Below are 13,270 nucleotides of genomic sequence, written 5' to 3' on the forward strand. Positions count from 1 at the left end.
CCTATTCTTCAACCCACTTAATGATTTGCCCCTGTAGTTCAATAGCTGCTAACTCTGACTGAGCCACTAAAAAGAGGGTATCATCATCAGCAATAACACTAAAAATCAAATGCCTGTACTCATCTAAAAGAATCTTCTTGATGAGGCGGCTTGTCCCAGGTTGAACAACGATATTCATAAAGGCATGTTGACGATCAACGCGCAACAAGCGACGAGTCGCAACAGAGGTTCCACCTACTCGTCTAGGAGCAGTTGAGAGCCCATAGATGTAAGAACCGTCTTCAGTCGGTACTTTGGTAATACCAATTTCATTGATATCACGCGATACAGTCGCTTGAGTAGCCTTTAATCCCTCATTTTGGAGTAATTTTACCAATTCTCCTTGAGTCGTAATTTTATTTTCTTGGACAATCTTTCGGATTAACTCCAAACGATCATTCTTCTTCATTCTTTTTAAACTCCTTGTGTGCTTGTGCTACAACTTCCTTAATAGAGGTTTGAGCATCATTTTGAGGAGAATTTGTCTTCTCCAAGTGTGCGAGAAACTCAATGTTACCATGACCACCTTGGATAGGTGAAAAGTCCAGCCCCTTAACTGAAAAGCCATAGTCAACCGCAAAAGCAGTCACTGTTTCTAACACTTTTTCATGGACACTGCTCTCACGGACAATCCCGTTTTTCCCAATTTGTTCACGGCCCGCCTCAAATTGTGGTTTCACAAGAGCAACAACTTGCCCCCCATCAACCAATATCTTAGCCAAAGCCGGTAGAATCAGATTAAGAGAGATGAAGCTGACATCGATTGATGCAAAAGACGGTAGACCTTCTGTAAAATCAATAGGTTCAGCATAACGGAAATTATATTGCTCCATGGAACGAACACGCTCATCTTGACGTAATTTCCAAACCAACTGATTGGTGCCGACATCCACAGCATAAACCAGTTTGGCCCCATTTTGAAGCATAACATCGGTAAATCCACCTGTTGAAGCTCCAATATCGATGGTCGTCATGTCTTCAACTGACAGATTGAATACTTCCAAAGCTTTTTCAAGTTTGAGTCCTCCACGGCTCACATACTTGAGTTTTTCTCCTTTAAGCTTCAACTCTGTACCGTCATCAATTTTTTCACCGGGTTTATCGTAACGTTCACCATTGATAACATTAACAACTAAACCAGCCATAACGCCACGTTTAGCTTGTTCTCGTGTTTCAAAAAGGCCTTGTTTATAAGCCAAAACGTCTACTCTTTCCTTAGGCATGGAGTCGTAACCTTTCTATGATTTCTATAATACTGTCTTTCTTAAAACCTTGAGTCTCAGCTAGATTTTGGAAAATAGCCTCCGCTTTATTAAGTGATTTCTCGAGGATAGCATGTGATTTTTCCAGACCAAGAAGAGCCGGATAAGTTGATTTTCCAGCAACTACATCTTTTCCAGGTGTCTTCCCAAGTTCTTCGAAATCAGCAGTCACATCCAAAATATCATCACGTACTTGAAAGGCAAGACCAATCAGGCGACCAGCTTCTTGAAGATTTTCCAAGACCTGTTGATCTTTTTGAGCAACAATACCTGCCGCCACAAAAGGAAAGGTTAAAAGCTTACCTGTCTTATGCTCATGAACCTTAGCCAGTTGCGATAAATCAAGTTCCTGACCTTCACCCTTCATATCCAGCATCTGACCACCTACCATACCGAAGGTGCCTGAAGAATGAGACAATGCTTGAATCAATTGAACTCGAATTTCTGCGGATAGGTCTGTTTGAGCCAGGAGGTCAAATGGATCCAAAAAGAGAGAGTCTCCAGCCAAGATTGCCGTTGCTTCATCAAATTTCTTATGGTTGGTTAAACGTCCTCGACGGTAATCATCATCATCCATGGCCGGCAAATCGTCGTGAATAAGACTTCCAGTATGAATCATTTCAAGACTTGCTGCGACATCGAAATGACTAGGAGTAAGCTCTAAACCAAAACCTTCAAGTAAATTTAAGAAAATCAGTGGACGAATACGCTTGCCTCCACTATCAACTGAATAAAGGATGGCAGTGATTAAATCACTTGATACAGGAAGATTCTTTTTTTGGTAATAATCACGGATAGCCGCATCAATTTTATTTAACTTGCTCATTAGGCATCCATTTCCGTTTCTGTACCATCTGCTTGCATGACCTTAACTAGTGTTTTTTCAGCATCTTCCAAGGTCTTCTGCAAATCTTTAGACAAGGCCATACCTTTTTGGAACTCAGCAATAGCATCCTCAAGAGCAACATCACCTGTTTCGAGCTTAGTGACGATAGCTTCTAAGTCCTGTAAATTTTCCTCAAATGTTTTTTTAGTTGACATTTTTCACCTCTACTTCTAGTTCTCCATCTCTCATTTGGACGGTTAATTGATCACCTTCGGTAATATTCTTCGTACTTGTTAAAGGTTTATCATCTTTCTTGACAATGGCATAGCCCCTTGCAACAATACGGCTAGTATCTAGAGACAATAAGGCATCCTGTGCCTTTTCTAACCTCACACGGTTACCATTAATGGTGTTCCTAGTTGTAGTCACCAATAAACGTTGCAAAGACTCTCGACGGTCTTGGTAGTTCTGAACACTAGTTAGAAGATTTAAGCCTTGTAATCGTTGTCTCAAAAGTTCCGCTTCTTTTTGTTTGCGTGCGAAATCTTGACTCATAAAGGTTTCAAGCCTTGTTGTTAGTCGATCCAACTTTTGTAGATAACCATCGTAAAGGCGTTCAGGTTGTCTAAAGACAACAGATTGTGACAATTTGGCCAAGCGTTCCTGATTATATTGTATACGTCTCAAACAGGCTTGATAGGCTCTATTTTGTCTTTCACGAATCCAAACCAAGGTATCAGCCTTTGATACCGGAGTAGCAAGTTCTGCCGCTGCGGTAGGCGTAGCAGCTCTACGATCTGCAACAAAGTCAGCCAAAGTCGTATCTGTTTCGTGGCCAACGCTTGAAATCACAGGGAGACGACTCTCAAAAATCGACTGAACTACAATTTCCTCGTTAAAAGCCCAGAGGTCTTCAATAGAACCTCCACCACGACCAACGATAAGTAAATCTAGGTCATCCCTTTGATTGGCTTTTTGGATATTTTCAGCAATTTCCTGTGCAGCTCCTTCACCTTGAACCTTGGTAGGAAAAAGTAAGATTTCTACCCCAGGAAAACGACGACTAACGGTCGTAATAATATCTCGAATAACCGCACCACTAGGACTCGTGACAACCCCAATTTTTTTGACAAAATTAGGCAGAGCTTGCTTATGACGATCATCAAAGTAGCCTTCTGCAGTCAATTTTTTACGAAGCTGCTCAAACTGGATGGCCAAAGCCCCAATACCATCAGGCTCAGCCTTCTCGATAATAATGGAATAAGAACCACTAGGCTCATAAATCTGGACCCGACCAACGACATTGATCTTCATCCCTTCTTCGAGTTCAAAACCAAGCTTTTTGAAAACTCCAGCCCAAATCGTCGCCTGAATAACAGCACCTTCATCCTTTAGCGAGAAATATTGGTGACTCGGACGTCGACGAAAATTGGAAACCTGCCCCGTCAAATATACCCTCTCTAGATAAGGATCACGGTCAAATTTCATTTTCAAATATTTGGTTAAGGATGTGACCGATAAATAGTCTGACACGACAACTCTCCTTTATTTAAGCTATCCTTGAAAAACTGAAGACATTAAAAAAGTTCTGCAGAACTATCATCCCCAAATCTTCTCAGTCGGCTTTTTAATTGTATACACGATTACTTAAAATTATACCAAAAAAGACTGTCAAAAGACAGTCTCAACCACCATTGTCAGGTGTTTTATATAGTTTCATTAATCGGTTGTATATTTTTTTGAAACGACGTCCCAAGAATCACTTGAACCGTCAATACCACCATAGGCTTCGAGTTGTCCCTTCTTATCTACACGGAAAAGAAGAACATCATTACCATAGGCATCATAAAGTTGAGCGTATACCAATTCATCGTCATCATCGGTCCATGAATAGACATTCCAACCTAAATTTTTATAATTTTCTCCAGTTGAACCTTGTTCTTTAGCATAGGTGGAAACAACCCAGTCTTCTAACTGTTGATCAGACAAAGATGAGGTATCAACTTGAGAGGATTGATTATCAGATGATGCTGCAGCTGCTTCCTTACTTTTTGCTAACTGACCGTTTTTCCATGGATTTGTTTCACTCTCTTTTTGGTTATTACTATACCACATCAAGGTAACAACAGGAATAACCACTGCAAGTACTGCAACAACTCCAATTACCCATCTAATGTTCTTAGGATCTTTGAGTTTGTCAAAACTCGAAACTTTTCTTCCCTTTGTAGTTTCATTTTTACGACGTCTAAATTCGCTCACAGCTTTTTCCTCTTTTTCTTGAAAGTAGTCCCTTTTTTTCTTTTCCTCTTGTTCCAAGAGCTTTTGCACTTCCCTACGACCCTGTGGATCACTCGTTTGAGCCAATGAAATCTGCAACTGAAAAATACGATTATCCAAAGCTTGCTCATATTCTTTGGCTGCTTCTCTATCACCATTATCAGCTAAGGCTCTCAGATACTCTTCATTACTGAATTCAGCCATTCACTAAATCGCTCCTGCTTCTAAATCGTTTCTTCTATTTTCTTAAAGCCTGAGACTTTTGTCAAGTTACTAGTTTGTAACAAATTCTTACAGTTGTAAAAAGCCGAAGAAAATCACATTCTCCAGCTTATTTCTTGGTTGTTTCTTTATAATACTTACAATAACTTTGAAGAGGACATGTCTGGCATTTCGGATTCTTAGCTAAGCAATGATAACGTCCAAAGAAAATCATACGGTGATGGCTGATAATCCAATCCTTCTTTGGGATTTTCTTCATCAATTCTGCTTCGATTTCCTCTACACTAGCATCCTCTGGGGCGATATTTAGCCTTTTGGAAACACGTGAGACGTGCGTATCTACTGCAATCGAAGGAATGCCATAAACCTCAGCTAAAACCACATTAGCCGTTTTTCGTCCCACACCAGGTAGACTTTCCAATTCCTTACGCGTTTTCGGAACCTGTCCATCAAAATTCATTAAAACAGCTCTAGCAGTCTTGATGATGTTCTTTGCTTTATTTTTGTATAGACCAATCGTTCGCAAACACATCTCAACATCATCGAGGTTGGCAGAAGCCAAATCCTCAATTTCTGGATAACGCGCCCACAAGCCTGGTGTAATCTTATTAACAGCCTTGTCTGTTGTCTGGGCCGATAAAATAACAGCAACTAATAGCTGGAAAGGCGTTTCCCACTCCAACTCTCCATGAGCATTGGGAAACATCTCTCCCATGAGAGCTAGAGCCTCATTAACACGTTTTCTTCCTAACATTATTGGCCACCCCATAATTGACGGGCGGCATCCATTCCTGTTTTGAAGTCATCGGAAACCTGATGATGGTGCTTCTTACCTTGATGCTCCAAACGACGCTCTTCAACTTGAATTTTAGTTGTAATACCACTTAATTTCCAGTTACGAAGAACTCCTTTTATATAATTCCAATTTGTCTTGCGGTTAAATACTGCTTCTTTCAAAGCCTCACGGATAAGTTCGGGATCAGTATGTTCTTCTTGGATTTCCTTGTTTAAATCTTCGACAACCATAGGATTCAAAATTCCCAAAGCTTGTTCCAATTCATCTGTTAATTGCTTGATGAGCTGGGTATTTGTTGGTTGACCAACGACAGGCCCTGCCGTTGTCTTTTCATTGCTCACTAACTTGTCCAACACTGCCAAGGCAGGTGAGGCATCTACAACCATCTCAATTTCATTGTTAATCTTAATAGTCGTGAAATCAAGAAGTCCAGCCTCAGTCAATGTCGTAATACTTTTATTAACTTCAGTTGGCGTCTTCCCAGTTGCTTGCGCAATCTGACTAGAAGCCACTTCTCCAATCTGAGTTGTCGTTTGTAGATAGAGAAACTGCCAAACCAGAAAGTCATCCGCAGATGGGAAAATATCCTTAAAGTGGAAAAATAAAGCATTAGGAAGGACCAGATTACCTGATCGATACTGTTCAAAAAAACTCATATTTACCTTTCAGAGTAGCTAGACACCCCAAAAAGTCAAATGCTCTCACATAAGTCCTTTGAGACTGTCTACTACAAATAACCGTAGAATGAAAAATCGTCTTCCAACTCTTCTAAACGATAAGGTGTTTCTTGATATACCGCATAGTTAATCCAATTGCTAAAGAAGGCAGATGCCGCAAGATTCCAACGAAGTTTAGGCTCCTGACTTGGATCATCCTCTGGGAAATAGTTTGCCGGTACATCTGGATTAATGCCTGCATCCAAATCTCTTCGGTATTCTCTTGCCAGAGTATCACGGTCATATTCAAAATGACCAAAACTATATACTTCACGAAGATTCTTACTTGCTAGAATGGATAAGCCAACTTCTGGTCCTGACACAACAATATCTAAATCCGTCTTGTTTTTAATATCCTCGAACCTAACCTCAGTATAGCGTGAGTGCGGTGACACAAAGCTATCATCAAAGCCATTCATAAGGAAGTTTTCAGGCATGTCAACAGTTTGTTTATAGATTCCAGATAATTTCTCTGACAATGGGACCTTGTCGACACCATGCTTATAATAGAGACCTGCTTGAGCTCCCCAACACAGATGAAGGGTTGAATAGACATGCTTTTTAGACCAATCAAACACCTGTGTTAATTCTTGCCAATAATCAACTTCTTCAAAAGGCATTTGCTCAACAGGAGCTCCTGTTACGATGAGACCATCATAATACTTATGCTTAATTTCATCAAAAGTCTTATAAAAGGTTTCCATGTGTTCGGCATGGGTATTTTTTGACTTATGACTAGCCATATAAAGAAACTCGACGTTAATTTGAAGTGGGGTATTAGCCAAAAGACGTAGTAACTGAGTTTCTGTCACTTCTTTAGTTGGCATAAGGTTAAGGATTAAGACCTCCATTGGTCGAATATCCTGGCTACTAGCTCTGTTCTCATCCATGATGAAGACATTTTCCGAACGCAATACATCAAGAGCTGGTAACTTATTATCAAGTTTTATAGGCATAACAATATCTCCATCCTTATTTATTCTATCTTCATATTATAAACCGGGGAGGTATTGTTATCAAATATATATTTTCTCTAGTTAGCTATAGCTTTAAACTATATTTAGAGGCCACCTTTGTTTTAAAAGAGTTAAAAAGGCCCTAAGGCCTTTTGTTAATTCATAGATAGATTTATCCTGGGAAGTTCATCAATACTTTAGTATCGTAACCTTCAATAGCTTTGCGTCCATCAAGACCATCAAGCTCAATCAAGAAGGCACAGCCAGCAACGACACCACCTAGGCGCTCAATCATTTCAATTGTAGCTTTGACGGTACCACCAGTCGCCAAGAGATCATCAACGATAAGTACACGTTGACCTGGTTTGATTGCATCAGCATGCATACAAAGTGTATCGACACCATACTCTTTTTCGTAATCTGCTGAAATCACTTCACGTGGCAATTTACCAGGTTTACGAACTGGAGCAAAGCCAATACCAAGTTCAAAAGCAACTGGACAACCAACGATGAAACCACGCGCTTCAGGACCAACAATCATGTCAATCTTCTTATCAGTCGCATACTGAACGATTTCACGGATAGCATAGCTATAAGCATTTCCATCAGCCATCAAAGGACTAATATCACGGAAAGTAACCCCTTCTTTAGGGTAGTTTTCAATAGATGCAATATAATCTTCTAATTTCATTTGTTCTTCCTATAGGCTTTTCGCCAAAAAAATATTTACATATCATTATAGCATGAATCTTCAGATTTAGAAAATGCTAACCCTCATTTCAAGACGAATCCTTTGGATTAAGTACTTCTCCTACTTATAAAGCCAGTCATAAATTTCCTGTGGTGTTCCCAGAGCCATGAGTTCTTGGAACTTGACGAGATGTTTAAGATCTTGGAAAATCTTGCTGTCCTCAATCTCACGTTTTTCAGCTTCTTTATTGACTGTCATAACACCATTATCAATAGTCACAAAATCCAATTCATCAAAAATCTGAATCATCTTAATCAGAAGTATCTTATCGATTTTAAGGTAATGACTGAGCTCATCCAGTTTATAGCGAACATCGAATTCTGGGAATTGGTAAATGGTTTTATAGAGTCTTGCAAATTGCTCTCTAGTTCCATAACCTGTCAGATAATAGGTTTCCTTAATACTATTTTTAAAATAGATAGCCTGGAAATCTTTACCTTCAAACCACTCTTTTAATTCCGTTGCTGAATCAGGTAAGGTGTTGAGGACAACCGCAGGTTCAGTGTCTGATGCTTCTTCTACCGTTGGTAGGCCTTCAGGTAGTGCCATATTTTTTGAGCGAAAATCAAATAACTGAACACCATCCACACGCGCATCTTCTAGCATGAGCTGGAGCGTTGTCTGACCATTCCATACATTAACGGACAGGGTCACTGCTAATTCCAACCCCTGAGCTTGTTGGAATTCTTGAAGCAAATGACCTTTATTAAAGGCCACAACATCAAAACTATCCTTTCCTTGCTTAACCTTAAACTTAAGATGGGCTCCGTTTTGTCCCATAGTCCTAGCTTGAGTAACGGTAATATCATGTAGCCAAAAGACTGGCTTTTTATTGTCCATACCAAAAGGTGCTAATTTTTCAAGGCTCTTGATGGTATCCAAGCTAAGCTCACTGAGCTGGAGCTCCTCGTCTAAATTTAACGTATTTTTGGCACTCGTATCAATGTCATTATCGTAGACATAATGACACAAAATCTCTGATAGTCGTCCAAGATTTTCTTCAGGAAGGGTCATCCCCGCCGCTCCAGCATGTCCTCCAAAAGCAGTAAAGATGTCTCGATGGTCATCAAGGGCATGGAAGATATTGATAGATTCCAAACTACGAGCGGAACCCTTAGCCAAGCCATCTTCAATATTCAAAACCACTACTGTCTGACTGATTTGTTCCATGATACGCCCCGCCACAATACCTAGAACGCCAGGATGCCAACCTTCCTTGGCCAAAACCTGAACAGGTTTATCCAAATCCACCATAGTCATGGCTTCATCAAAGATTTTTTGAACAACTTCCTTACGTTCTTCATTTTTAGCATTGATTTCCAGAGCAATGGCTTGGGCTTCTTCATCGTCAAATCCGGTCAGCAGTTCAATGGCTGGATTTGGATCATCTAAGCGCCCCAAGGCATTGAGTTGAGGGGCCAGCTTAAATCCTACCGTTTCTTCAGAAATCGTTGTTGGGTCTACATCTGAAATACGGAGTAACTCTTGCAGTCCAATACGCTCAGTAGTCTTTAGAATTTCCAGGCCGACCTTGACCATAATACGATTTTCATCCGTTAGGCTAACCATATCGGCAATGGTACCAATGGCTACCAAGTCCAACATCTCAGTAGGAATAGTTTCAAGGAGGGCAGTTGCCAATTTGAAAGCTACACCACAACCTGCCAAATACTTAAAAGGATAATCGGCATCTGGATGCTCTGGATGGACAATAGCATAGGCATCTGGAAGCTGTGCCGGCATACTGTGATGGTCTGTAACGATAACGTCCACACCTTGCTCTTGCGCATAAGCGATAGCCTCATTCCCCGCTACCCCATTATCCACTGTAACAATGAGTGAAATGCCTTCCTGTTCAATGAAGTACTTGTAGACACTTTCATTTGGCCCATAACCATCTGTAAAACGGTTAGGCAAATAGACTCGAGCTTCAGCGCCCATCATTTCAAGAGCTTCCTTGACAATCGATGCTGACGTCATCCCATCCGCATCATAGTCTCCATAGACTAAGATTTGCTCATAATTTTCAATAGCCTGACGAATTCTAGCCACCGCCTTATCCATATCATGAAGAAGATAAGGATCATGAAGGTGTGATAAATCAGCCTTTAGAAAGCCTTCAAGAGCCTCTTCTGTCGTAATGCCTCGTTCATAGGCAATCTTGGCTGCAGTTTCTGCCAGCCCATGTTCTTTGGCAAGTTTAAAAAAGCCAGCATCTGGCTCTTTTGTGTTTATTTTCCAATCATACGTTGATGTAATCATGTTTTTATCTTTTCTCCCTGTCATCTAGTCTATCTATTATAACATGAAAAAATTTATCATAGTGGATAGAAAGCTAAGTTTCCTAAAAAGAGAATGTCAAACATCGTAAGTTGCTTAGACTTGTGGTACATTTCCAATCAAGACCTGCTTTTCTAGACAAAATAATAGTCTGGATATTGCTCCCTTTTTGACTTGTGTTTTCTCAGATATTCCTTTATCCTCTTTACGTTAACTAACTCTATTCTACTATCATTTTCAAGTAATATTAGGAAAAACAAGAAAAAGATTCCCTATTTGGAAATCCTCTACATCAATATTTATAAATCATCCCTGTACAAGCTTGCTCTGAAAGTTCGACAAATCCCAGGGACTGGTAAAAGGCTAAATTTTTCTCGCTACGTTCAGTGACAAGGAGCCGTTGATAGACATGGGGGAACGTCTCTAAAGCCTTTTCTAAGAGTTTTTTTCCGATGCCTTGGCGCTGGTAATCTGGTCGCACCAAGAGGTCCTGCACCAAAAGGACAGAGTGCCCATCTCCTACCAAGCGAATGTAGGCTACTAACTCTTCCTTATCATAGACCGCCAACTGCCATAGACTGGCTTTGACAGCTTCTTCTAGCATGGTTGGATTGTTAGTATAATTGGTCCAGCCGACTGAACTGTACAGTGCGAGTAGGTCTGTTATCGCTGGAATCTCTTTTTTATAATTTAACATCTTAACTCCTTTTTAAGGTATAGTGCTGGAAGAAGGCGATATCTCTGTAAGGGGACTCTTGGCAAACGGCCAGCTCCATCTTGAGCATAGACTCTCGCCAGCCTTCTTGTCCTTTAAAGTGATTGTCCTGCAAGGCGTAAAAGACACGAATTCCTTGGTAGTCCTGAACTTCGAGGGCTAGGTCTTCTACTGCTCTATCTAGATCATAGGCCTGGGCCAAGCCCATGGAGTGGGTTTCCAGATTCTGACCTGCTAGGAGATCAAGCGCTTTCTGAGTATCATTTTCAAAGACGACGGTCTGCAGGACGCGTCCGACTTCATTGTGCTTGACGATAGAGAGCAGGCCACCTGGTTTCAAGAGGCGGGTGAATTCCTTGAGAACCACCTTGCGATCCTCTACATACTCTAAGACATTGTGGCAGAGAATGACATCAAAGCTAGCATCCTCAAAGCTTTCTAACTGATCCAGACTCCCGACTAGTTGCTGATAGGGGTGATTCTGGGGCCGCAAGGCCACCATTTCTTCATTGGGTTCTACAGCTAGAACTTGATTTTCTTGAGCCAAGTGGTTGGCCACAAGGCCAAAGCCACTGCCAAAATCAAGAACTCGCTTCCCCTTGATGTCCTGTAATTGGTCAAAAAGAATATCATAATAGATTTGACCCCAGGGTTGCTTGAGATTCTCTAAATACGCTTGGATATTTGCGGCCATCTAGTATCCTCCTATTTGTAGTTAAACACATTGGTAGCTAGTTTGTCCGAGATACGAGGGAAAAGGGTATAGAGTTTATGGGCAACATTCAATAGCCTAGGAAGATTGAGTTCACGTTTATTTTTGCCCAGAATACGGACAATCTTTTTAGCCACGTATTTAGGACTGAGGACAAATTTCTTAACACTCTCAAGATAAGCTCCAGAGGGATCAGCTTGATTGAAGAAAGATGTCTCAATTGGACCTGGATTGACCGTAGTCACATAGACTCCTTTATCAGCTAGCTCTAGACGCAGGGCATCTGAGAAGCCAATTACCGCAAACTTTGTCGCTGCATAGACACTTGAGTTGGCTGTCGCAATTTTCCCCGCCATACTGGCGATGTTGATGATATGACCATGGCCTTGCTCCACCATTTTCTCAGCCATCAAACGTGAAAAGGTCATCGTCGCAAAGGTATTGATATCAAACATATCACGGACTTCTTGGCTAGTGTAGTTATCATAAGACTTGAATTCACCGAAACCAGCATTATTGATAAAGACGTCAATACGTCCAAATCGTTGATAGAGATAATCGACAATCTCTTTAATGGCCCTGTCGTCTCTTAGGTCAATGGCAAGGCAGGTTTTATTTTCCACATGGCGATAACATTTCTCAAGTTTGTCCTTGTCTCGTCCTAAGAGGATAATACCATCACTGGGTGAGAGCTGCTTGACAATTTCTTGAGCAAGGCCTCCTGAGGCACCAGTAATAGCAATAATACGTTGTTTAGCCATTAGATTTCTACCTCTTCCAAGTCACGAACGATGTGGGTGTTTTCGAAAATTGTTTTAGCATCTGCTGCCATCTTACCGATATCACGCCCCATGAAACGTGCTGATAGGTGATTTAGAAGAAGGCGTTTAGCTGACGCATCTTTAGCGACCTGTGCTGCTTGCATATTGGTTGAATGCCCATGGCTCTTGGCAATTTTTTCATCGCCCTTCCCATAAGTAGACTCATGAACCAAGACATCTGCCCCCAATCCAAGACGAACACTGGCATTTGTCTTACGGGTATCACCTAAGATAGTGATAACCTTACCTTTCTTAGGTGCGGAAATGAAGTCCTTGGCAATGATTTTCGTTCCATCTTCAAGAACCACATCTTGACCATTCTTAATTTGACCAAAAAGTGGTCCAAATGGCACACCTGCTGCTTTAAGGGCCTCAGCATCCAAGGTTCCTTCAAGATCCTTTTGAACCACACGGTAACCAATACAAAAAATGGTATGATCCAACTTATCTGCATAAACAGCGAACTTGTCATTTTCCATAACCAAGCCAAGCTTATGCTCATCAATTTCCTTAAAATGCACATGGTAAGGGAGGCGTGTTCCAGAGGTACGAAGACTAGTCATAACATATTGTTTAATGCCGACTGGACCATAAACCTCTAAATCTGTTTGTTCTTCACTCGATTGGAAAGAACGGCTAGCCAAGAAACCAGGTAGGCCAAAGATATGGTCTCCATGCATATGTGTGATAAAGATTTTTTTAACTTTACGAGGTTTGATTGTTGTTTCTAAAATCTGACGTTGGGTACCTTCTCCACAGTCAAACATCCAGACCTCATTGATTTCATCGAGTAACTTCAGAACCAGACTCGACACGTTACGGGCCTTGGAGGGCTGCCCGGCACCCGTCCCTAAAAATTGTAATTCCATGACTTCCTATACTTTCTATCTATCGTTC

At 41.0% G+C, this 13,270-nt stretch carries 15 protein-coding genes; all 15 read right to left on the bottom strand.

Annotation, left to right across the window (positions count from 1 at the left end; all coding sequences use genetic code 11):
- Position 1: 1 nt before the first annotated feature.
- The 15 genes from H7T99_RS01135 to rnz all read right to left on the bottom strand — a co-directional run bounded on the left by H7T99_RS01135 (position 2) and on the right by rnz (position 13,242).
- Entirely contained in the window at positions 2–448 is a 447-nt protein-coding gene (locus H7T99_RS01135; protein WP_037601099.1) for an arginine repressor, read from the bottom strand.
- Positions 435–1,262, bottom strand: a complete 828-nt coding sequence (locus tag H7T99_RS01140) for a TlyA family RNA methyltransferase (protein WP_037601096.1) — start codon at positions 1,260–1,262, stop codon at positions 435–437. Before H7T99_RS01140 ends, H7T99_RS01135 begins: the two co-directional genes overlap by 14 nt.
- Positions 1,255–2,127 (bottom strand): polyprenyl synthetase family protein, encoded by an 873-nt coding sequence (locus H7T99_RS01145; protein WP_037601093.1) that lies wholly within the window; start codon positions 2,125–2,127, stop codon positions 1,255–1,257. The genes H7T99_RS01140 and H7T99_RS01145 overlap by 8 nt, the downstream gene beginning before the upstream one ends.
- Positions 2,127–2,342 (bottom strand): exodeoxyribonuclease VII small subunit, encoded by a 216-nt coding sequence (locus H7T99_RS01150; RefSeq protein ID WP_002884058.1) that lies wholly within the window; start codon positions 2,340–2,342, stop codon positions 2,127–2,129. Before H7T99_RS01150 ends, H7T99_RS01145 begins: the two co-directional genes overlap by 1 nt.
- Positions 2,332–3,660, bottom strand: a complete 1,329-nt coding sequence (gene xseA / locus H7T99_RS01155) for an exodeoxyribonuclease VII large subunit (RefSeq protein ID WP_013990727.1) — start codon at positions 3,658–3,660, stop codon at positions 2,332–2,334. The genes H7T99_RS01150 and xseA overlap by 11 nt, the downstream gene beginning before the upstream one ends.
- A gap of 186 nt (positions 3,661–3,846) precedes the next feature.
- Positions 3,847–4,608, bottom strand: a complete 762-nt coding sequence (locus tag H7T99_RS01160) for a hypothetical protein (RefSeq protein WP_037601090.1) — start codon at positions 4,606–4,608, stop codon at positions 3,847–3,849.
- Positions 4,609–4,735: 127 nt separating this feature from the next.
- Complete coding sequence (nth, locus tag H7T99_RS01165) at positions 4,736–5,380, bottom strand: endonuclease III (protein WP_013990728.1); 645 nt, start codon at positions 5,378–5,380, stop codon at positions 4,736–4,738.
- The gene (locus H7T99_RS01170; RefSeq protein ID WP_002890756.1) at positions 5,380–6,078 is read right to left on the bottom strand and encodes a DnaD domain-containing protein; all 699 of its coding nucleotides are present in this window, start codon (positions 6,076–6,078) and stop codon (positions 5,380–5,382) included. The genes nth and H7T99_RS01170 overlap by 1 nt, the downstream gene beginning before the upstream one ends.
- 71 nt (positions 6,079–6,149) lie before the next feature.
- A complete protein-coding gene (gene metA, locus H7T99_RS01175) occupies positions 6,150–7,094 on the bottom strand; it encodes a homoserine O-acetyltransferase MetA (RefSeq protein ID WP_037601087.1) in 945 nt (314 codons plus the stop codon).
- Between the two features lie 172 nt (positions 7,095–7,266).
- Positions 7,267–7,785, bottom strand: coding sequence for an adenine phosphoribosyltransferase (locus H7T99_RS01180; RefSeq protein ID WP_037601084.1), 519 nt, complete (start codon positions 7,783–7,785; stop codon positions 7,267–7,269).
- A 120-nt stretch (positions 7,786–7,905) separates the two neighbouring features.
- On the bottom strand, positions 7,906–10,107 hold the full coding sequence (gene recJ / locus H7T99_RS01185; RefSeq protein ID WP_037601081.1) for a single-stranded-DNA-specific exonuclease RecJ: 2,202 nt from the start codon (positions 10,105–10,107) through the stop codon (positions 7,906–7,908).
- Between the two features lie 310 nt (positions 10,108–10,417).
- The gene (locus H7T99_RS01190) at positions 10,418–10,822 is read right to left on the bottom strand and encodes a GNAT family N-acetyltransferase (protein ID WP_037601079.1); all 405 of its coding nucleotides are present in this window, start codon (positions 10,820–10,822) and stop codon (positions 10,418–10,420) included.
- 1 nt (position 10,823) lies between these two features.
- Positions 10,824–11,534 (bottom strand): class I SAM-dependent methyltransferase, encoded by a 711-nt coding sequence (locus tag H7T99_RS01195; protein WP_037601076.1) that lies wholly within the window; start codon positions 11,532–11,534, stop codon positions 10,824–10,826.
- Positions 11,535–11,545: 11 nt separating this feature from the next.
- Entirely contained in the window at positions 11,546–12,313 is a 768-nt protein-coding gene (locus tag H7T99_RS01200; protein WP_037601073.1) for an SDR family NAD(P)-dependent oxidoreductase, read from the bottom strand.
- Positions 12,313–13,242 (bottom strand): ribonuclease Z, encoded by a 930-nt coding sequence (gene rnz / locus H7T99_RS01205; protein WP_037601071.1) that lies wholly within the window; start codon positions 13,240–13,242, stop codon positions 12,313–12,315. The genes H7T99_RS01200 and rnz overlap by 1 nt, the downstream gene beginning before the upstream one ends.
- Between the last annotated feature and the right edge of the window lie 28 nt (positions 13,243–13,270).

It is taken from the genome of Streptococcus sp. 17.1, from assembly GCF_016648655.1.
Lineage (GTDB): Bacteria > Bacillota > Bacilli > Lactobacillales > Streptococcaceae > Streptococcus > Streptococcus salivarius_E.

Excerpts from the sequence above, each read along its gene's own strand:
- rnz (WP_037601071.1), bottom strand. The coding sequence starts at position 13,242 with ATGGAATTACAATTTTTAGGGACGGGTGCCGGGCAGCCCTCCAAGGCC.
- nth (WP_013990728.1), bottom strand. The coding sequence starts at position 5,380 with ATGTTAGGAAGAAAACGTGTTAATGAGGCTCTAGCTCTCATGGGAGAG.
- H7T99_RS01180 (WP_037601084.1), bottom strand. The coding sequence starts at position 7,785 with ATGAAATTAGAAGATTATATTGCATCTATTGAAAACTACCCTAAAGAA.
- H7T99_RS01190 (WP_037601079.1), bottom strand. The coding sequence starts at position 10,822 with ATGTTAAATTATAAAAAAGAGATTCCAGCGATAACAGACCTACTCGCA.
- metA (WP_037601087.1), bottom strand. The coding sequence starts at position 7,094 with ATGCCTATAAAACTTGATAATAAGTTACCAGCTCTTGATGTATTGCGT.
- H7T99_RS01195 (WP_037601076.1), bottom strand. The coding sequence starts at position 11,534 with ATGGCCGCAAATATCCAAGCGTATTTAGAGAATCTCAAGCAACCCTGG.
- H7T99_RS01135 (WP_037601099.1), bottom strand. The coding sequence starts at position 448 with ATGAAGAAGAATGATCGTTTGGAGTTAATCCGAAAGATTGTCCAAGAA.
- H7T99_RS01200 (WP_037601073.1), bottom strand. The coding sequence starts at position 12,313 with ATGGCTAAACAACGTATTATTGCTATTACTGGTGCCTCAGGAGGCCTT.
- recJ (WP_037601081.1), bottom strand. The coding sequence starts at position 10,107 with ATGATTACATCAACGTATGATTGGAAAATAAACACAAAAGAGCCAGAT.
- H7T99_RS01170 (WP_002890756.1), bottom strand. The coding sequence starts at position 6,078 with ATGAGTTTTTTTGAACAGTATCGATCAGGTAATCTGGTCCTTCCTAAT.
- H7T99_RS01160 (WP_037601090.1), bottom strand. The coding sequence starts at position 4,608 with ATGGCTGAATTCAGTAATGAAGAGTATCTGAGAGCCTTAGCTGATAAT.
- H7T99_RS01140 (WP_037601096.1), bottom strand. The coding sequence starts at position 1,262 with ATGCCTAAGGAAAGAGTAGACGTTTTGGCTTATAAACAAGGCCTTTTT.
- H7T99_RS01150 (WP_002884058.1), bottom strand. The coding sequence starts at position 2,342 with ATGTCAACTAAAAAAACATTTGAGGAAAATTTACAGGACTTAGAAGCT.
- H7T99_RS01145 (WP_037601093.1), bottom strand. The coding sequence starts at position 2,127 with ATGAGCAAGTTAAATAAAATTGATGCGGCTATCCGTGATTATTACCAA.